Genomic DNA, 6,227 nt, shown 5'->3' with positions numbered 1-6,227 from the left:
CGAATCGAATTATACAGTACATTTAGCAAATGTCAACTAAAATTATCGAAAATTCTAACTAACTGTGTTATACTGTCTGCTTCGTTTTCTTCACCGCGTCAGCAGCGAAGAACCGAACTATACGCCTACCTACAAAACCAGTCAACACATTTCACAAAATTATTTTCTGAAATTTAATCACTTCCCTGTTTTAACAGGGTTTTTATTTCTAAAAAAATACTATCAAACTCCCACACTATCCATACATACAAAAAAATACAAACTAAAGGCCGTCTGAAATGCTCTTTCAGACGGCCTTTTTTTATGGTTTCTATTTATCCAATACGTTGAAGGACAATTTCTAGGACAAATTTACTGCCCACATAGGCAAAAATCAGACTGACAAATCCGACAATAGTCCAAACGGCGGCTTTCTTGCCGCGCCATGCGGTCATGCTGTGTTTCAACAATAATGCGCCATAAATCAGCCACGACATAATACTGAAGATGGTTTTATGCGTGAAGGTCATGGGTTTGCCGAAAATGGCTTCGGCAAAAAACGTCCCGCTGATAACTGAATAGGTCAATAAAACGAATCCTGCCCACATACCTTGGAACATAAGTTTTTCCAAACTCAATAATGGCGGCAAGAAACTAACTAATGCGGAAAAACGGCGTTTGTGCAGATTGCGGTCGAGCAAAAGGATCAGGATGGCAAATAAGGTAACGATGCCAAACAATCCGTATGCGAGCAATGATGATGCAATGTGCGATAGCGGCAATAAGTCTACAATTTGACGACCTGTGAAATCTCCCGGGAAAAGGAAACCCAGCAATAAGGTCAATGCAGCACAGGGATACAATAAGAGTTGCACACCGCGCAGACAATAAAAGAAGCTGCCCAGGCAGTACATCATCAGCATCAGCCAAACTATCAGACTGAGAGAATAACCAAAACCGGTAATCAATACCCTATCCTGCAATACAGGGAACATTAATGCTGCGCCATGTACCAATAATGCGCCACTCAAAATCAGCAGCTCGGTTTTCAGCGGGTAAGACTTATTATTGTGCTTTTTATGTTGCAACCAGGAAAATACGCCCAATCCGGCATACACCAGCATAAGGCAGATTAAGACAATCGGCATAAATATCTTTCTCAATAGACGTGTGAACACTAGACGGACACCCGGCAGGGTTTCAGACGGCCTTGGTGTCGTGTTTGTGTTCTTGAAGCATAACTTCGGACTATCGTGTAAAATAATCCGAATTTTATTTTAACAAAGAATGCCCTGTATTGGGCAGCTATTCTCATTATCAAGGATAAGTATGTTAGACAACCTGACCAACCGCTTCAGCAAGGTACTTAAAAATATTCGCGGCCAATCAACACTGACCGAAGACAATATTAAAGAAGCCTTGCGCGAGGTTCGTCTTGCCCTGCTGGAAGCCGACGTTGCATTGCCCGTCGTTAAAGAATTCGTCAACACAGTCAAAGAACAGGCCCTTGGTCAAGAAGTCGTCGGCAGTCTGACACCTGACCAAGCCTTTATTGGTGTGGTCAACCAAGCCTTAGTCGAGCTGATGGGCAAGGAAAACAAAACACTGGATTTATCGGTTTCACCGCCTGCCATCGTTTTAATGGCCGGTTTGCAGGGTGCCGGTAAGACAACAACCGTCGGCAAACTCGCCCGCCTGCTGAAAAACGATCAGAAGAAAAAAGTTTTGGTGGTATCTGCCGACGTTTACCGCCCTGCCGCGATTGAACAGCTGCGCCTATTGGCCGAACAGGTCGGCGTGGACTTTTTCCCATCCGATACCAACCAAAAACCGGTTGAGATTGCAACTGCCGCCGTCGATTACGCCAAAAAACATTTTTACGATGTATTGATGGTCGATACCGCCGGCCGCCTGGCAATCGATGAAGAAATGATGAACGAAATCAAAGCGCTTCATGCTGCGGTTAACCCGGTTGAAACTTTGTTCGTCATCGATGCCATGTTAGGTCAGGATGCTGTGAACACTGCTCAGGCATTTAATGAAGCCCTGCCGCTGACCGGTGTCGTATTGACCAAGATGGACGGCGACTCGCGCGGCGGTGCGGCATTGTCCGTACGCCATGTAACCGGCAAACCGATTAAATTTATCGGTGTCGGCGAGAAAATCAACGGCCTCGAACCTTTCCACCCCGACCGTCTTGCCAGCCGTATCCTCGGCATGGGCGACGTATTGACCCTGATTGAAGACGTTCAAAAAGGTATTGATGAAGAAGCCGCCGCCAAAATGGCAAAAAAGCTGCAAAAAGGCAAAGGCTTCGACCTCAATGACTTTAAAGAACAAATCCAACAGATGCGCAATATGGGCGGCTTGGAAAACCTGATGTCGAAAATGCCGGGCGAACTGGGTCAAATATCGAAACAAATCCCCGAAGGCACGGCTGAAAAAGCGATGGGCAAAGTAGAAGCCATCATCAACTCGATGACTCCAAAAGAACGCGCTAACCCTGCCCTGCTCAAAGCCAGCCGCAAACGCCGTATTGCAATGGGCGCGGGTACGACCGTGCAGGAAGTGAACAAATTGCTCAAGCAGTTTGAACAAATGCAACAGATGATGAAGATGTTCAGCGGCAACGGTTTGGGCAAACTGATGCGCTTGGCCAAAGGTATGAAGGGAATGAAAGGCATGTTCCCGGGTTTGTAAGCTAATTTGACAGTAAACGCCGTCTGAAAAGTTTCAGACGGCGTTTTTATTTTTACTCTAGCAAGAATTACTATTCACATATAACTATGAAATCTATTCCTTTTAAGGATTTTCATAGCGTACCGATGCCTCTTCCAACATTTCCCATTGGCCACCACTACCATGGTAGGTTTCGGCACCAAGCCTGAAAACGGCATTGCAGTGCGTACATTGAAAATAATGTACCACGAAATCGTTCCAACCATATATGTCACGATTACCCTGAGAATCAGTATGGGTAATGTAACCGCTATTGGCAATGGTTTTAGCAAAATCAAGGCTGGGACCATAAACTTTGGCGTAGGCTGGGGTAATGTCGATGAGCGTGCCGTCTGCTAAACGATCAGAGGCTCGCAGTAACATTTGCGATAATTCTTTCGGAACCCTGATACGAACGGTAGGTCGCAGGTCAGAACAGTAATCACACATTGTTTGGATCTTTCAGCATAGTAAAGGAAAACGAAGTGGAAGGAGCGCGAAATCCTTGCTTATTCAATCCTCAACTTATTGCGGCTTTTTCTGCTCTTCGCGTACTTTGTCCACCAACTGGTCAATCGTGGTCATGCCGGACTGCCAGTCTTTAAATTCGACTTGGTATTTGCCACCAACGATCACAGTCGGTGTGCCGCTGATTTGGAATTTATTGGTCAATTCTTCCATTTGGGCCGCACGTGCTTGGCTTTCGGGCGCTTCAAATGCAGCCAATACTTTTTTGCCGTCAAACGCGGTTTGCTCAGACAACCATTTTTTCAGGGTATCGGTATCGGCCAAGTTGATTTTTTGGTTAACCATCGCATCGAAAATATGGCTGTTGGCTTTATCTGATTCACCGGCCATTTCCACTGCGGCCGCCAAACGTGCCAAAGGTTTCATTTCATCACCCCACACAACATGCTCCCGGCGCATATAGGTATCGTCTTTAAACGTTTTGATGTGCTCGCTCAAAACCGGCTCAAGATGGGCGCAATGCGGGCAGAAGTAGCCGAAGAATTCCAATACTTCGATTTTGCCGGCCTGCTGTTGCGGAATCGGATTGGACAATACGGTGTAATTGACACCTTCGGTCAATGCGGCAGGGGCTGCCGGAGCGGATGTGTTGCTTTGGGCGCTGTCTGCCGGAACGCTGGTTTCCGCCTGTTTGCCGCAAGCGGCCAATGCCAACAGGGTCAATGAAGTCAAGGCTAAGGTTTTCAGTTTCATAGGTATCTCTTTACATTCAAATCAATGGGCGGATTTTATGGCATTTCGTTGGAGGTGTGTTCGATTTGAGTGAAAAAATGTGTTTAGTTTTATTTCAACCTTTATAAAGGCCGTCTGAAATATGGCTTAGATCATAGCCTTATTTTCAGACGGCCTTTGCCTGATTTCATCAGAAACGGTAATTTACCCGGGCGGTATAGCCACGCGGATTACCCGGCATGGCGTCCGAACGCCAATATTTTTGATTGAGCAGATTGGCTGCGGCAAAGGTAACGTTGACGTTTTTATGGTTCCAGCCGAGCATGGCATCAACTCGGGCAAAGCCGGGAAGCGTGGTAACTTCTTTGTTTCTTGAATCGTAGCCGTAGCGTTTGCCCGTACCGGTTACGCCGATTTCGCCATAGAGGTTTTCGGTTGGGGTGTAACGGAAAAACAGGTTGCCGGTAACGTTGCTGGTGTTATTCAAATGAATGCCCACTCGGTCGGGATTGTCTTTGTCTTCAACGACTTTCGCCTGCATCACGCCCAACGAACCGCGCAGATAGAGTTTTTTGGGAATGATTTGCCCGATGGCGGACAATTCCACGCCACGCGAACGGTGTTTACCGCCGACTGCCCAAGTGTAGGGATCATTTTGCGCGTCGGGGCGGTAGCGGATATTGAAGCGTTCTATTTGGTAGGCAGACAACGTAGTGCTGAGGCGGTCGTCTAGCCAACTGCTTTTAACGCCGGTTTCGTATTGGCGGGTGTACTCGGGGTCGGCGTTGAACACGGCGGAAGACGACGTATCGATGCTCAAATAGCCGCGTCCGCCATAAGGTGCGAAGCCTTTGTTATACGAGGCGTAGAGCGTGTGGGCAGGCGTTGCGTTCCACACTGCGCCGATGTTGGGGCTGAATGAGTGACCGCTGTATTGGCGGCGGCTGCCGGTGAGTTTGTTTTCTGAATTGAAGGTGTACTTGTCGTAACGGCCGCCGAGGACGAATTTCAAATCGGGCGTGGCGGAGAAGATGTTTTGCACAAAGATGCCGTAGGAGTCGGCTTTGTGGCGGTTTTCGGTCAGTACGGGCTGCAATCTACCCGAAGCCGGCCAGCTTGCGCGGTCGTAAGGGTCGATGGAGGCAGTAAAGGCGCGGCTGTAACCCAATGTCGGGTTGCGGTGTTCGCGGCTGTAATCCATGCCTACGGTCAGGTGGTTTTCAAAACGGCCGATGTTGTAGTCGCCGTTGAGCGTGAAATTGGACGACAGGGTTTTGTTGTCGGTCTGCTGCCAGGCGTAGTTGCGTTTGATTCGGCTGCCGTTTTCGCTGCCTGCATGAAAATGGTCGAAATCCTGCGCCGCCGTGCGGTGGGCAAGCTGCCATTGGGCGCGCCATTTGTCATTGAAGGCGTATTCAAGGTCGGAACGCCAAACTTGCAGCTTGTCTTTCACAAAATCGTTCGGGTGGGCAAAGCCCATGCGGTAAGGCAGTCCGAAGCGGTCGTACACGGACTTGGTCGGGCTGCGGTCGGGCGTGCGCTCCACATTGTCGTAGGTATATTGTCCCGTCCATTTCAAGCCGTTGTCGAGTTTGACGGTAATGCTGGGCGAAACCATGACATTTTTGCTGTCTATGCCGCTGCGGAACGAATTGGCGCGCCCGACTTCGCCGGTGAGGCGGATGGCGACGTTTTTGTTCAGCACTTCGTTGATGTCCATATTCAGGCTGCGGTTTGCCCACGAGCCGTAAACTGCACCGATGTTGCGGCTTTGTTTGAAGTTGGCGTATTTGCTGACCATGTTGATAACGCCACCGCCGTTGGTGCGGCCGTAAAGGACGGAAGACGGGCCTTTCAGGATTTCCACGCGCTCGATGTTGGCGGTACTGCGACGCACTTGTCCGCTTTCGCGCACGCCGTCGCGGTAAATATCGGATGCATCGGCTTGGAAGCCGCGCAGGAAAATGCTTTCGCCGCGCATATCGTAGGCAGCGTCAATGCCGGCATTGCCTTCGAGGATGGAACTCAAATCGTTCGTACCGTAATTTTTGTTTTTCTGGATATTGAGCGTATCGACGGTTTGCGGCGTTTCTTTGATGAGCTGTCCGTTGCGGGTAACGGCGGCTTCGTCGTAGTTGATGTAGCCCTTGAGTACGCTGGTGTCAGACTGCCCGACCACAGAAACAGTGGGCAAAGTAGCGGTGTAATGTTCACCATTGTCCTGCGTATCGGCGGCAGTAACAGGGAAAGAAGCGATAATCAGCGTGGGTAATAAAGCCAAATGAAATGGTATTTGCATTTTTATACTCAATTTAACGAAACAACCGAAT

5 protein-coding genes are annotated in these 6,227 nt (G+C 48.8%); 1 reads left to right on the top strand and 4 read right to left on the bottom strand.

From position 1 onward, the window contains the following. Window positions 1–314: 314 nt before the first annotated feature. Window positions 315–1,127, bottom strand: coding sequence for a cytochrome C assembly family protein (locus tag ACTHUM_RS05080; protein ID WP_070695210.1), 813 nt, complete (start codon window positions 1,125–1,127; stop codon window positions 315–317). Between the two features lie 181 nt (window positions 1,128–1,308). Between ACTHUM_RS05080 and ffh the strand changes: the two genes are divergently transcribed. Beyond that, window positions 1,309–2,679 (top strand): signal recognition particle protein, encoded by a 1,371-nt coding sequence (gene ffh, locus ACTHUM_RS05075; protein WP_003684000.1) that lies wholly within the window; start codon window positions 1,309–1,311, stop codon window positions 2,677–2,679. Window positions 2,680–2,781: 102 nt separating this feature from the next. On the opposite strand, the gene ACTHUM_RS05070 is transcribed toward ffh, so the two are convergent. The 3 genes from ACTHUM_RS05070 to ACTHUM_RS05060 all read right to left on the bottom strand — a co-directional run bounded on the left by ACTHUM_RS05070 (window position 2,782) and on the right by ACTHUM_RS05060 (window position 6,196). Beyond that, the gene (locus ACTHUM_RS05070) at window positions 2,782–3,081 is read right to left on the bottom strand and encodes a hypothetical protein (protein WP_083314038.1); all 300 of its coding nucleotides are present in this window, start codon (window positions 3,079–3,081) and stop codon (window positions 2,782–2,784) included. 141 nt (window positions 3,082–3,222) lie between these two features. Continuing rightward, complete coding sequence (locus ACTHUM_RS05065) at window positions 3,223–3,918, bottom strand: thiol:disulfide interchange protein DsbA/DsbL (RefSeq protein ID WP_003749428.1); 696 nt, start codon at window positions 3,916–3,918, stop codon at window positions 3,223–3,225. Between the two features lie 169 nt (window positions 3,919–4,087). Next, the gene (locus tag ACTHUM_RS05060) at window positions 4,088–6,196 is read right to left on the bottom strand and encodes a TonB-dependent receptor (protein WP_440361266.1); all 2,109 of its coding nucleotides are present in this window, start codon (window positions 6,194–6,196) and stop codon (window positions 4,088–4,090) included. Window positions 6,197–6,227: the final 31 nt, after the last annotated feature.

Source organism: Neisseria sp. P0021.S006 (genome assembly GCF_051956895.1).
This window is presented reverse-complemented; position numbering and strand designations above follow the sequence as displayed.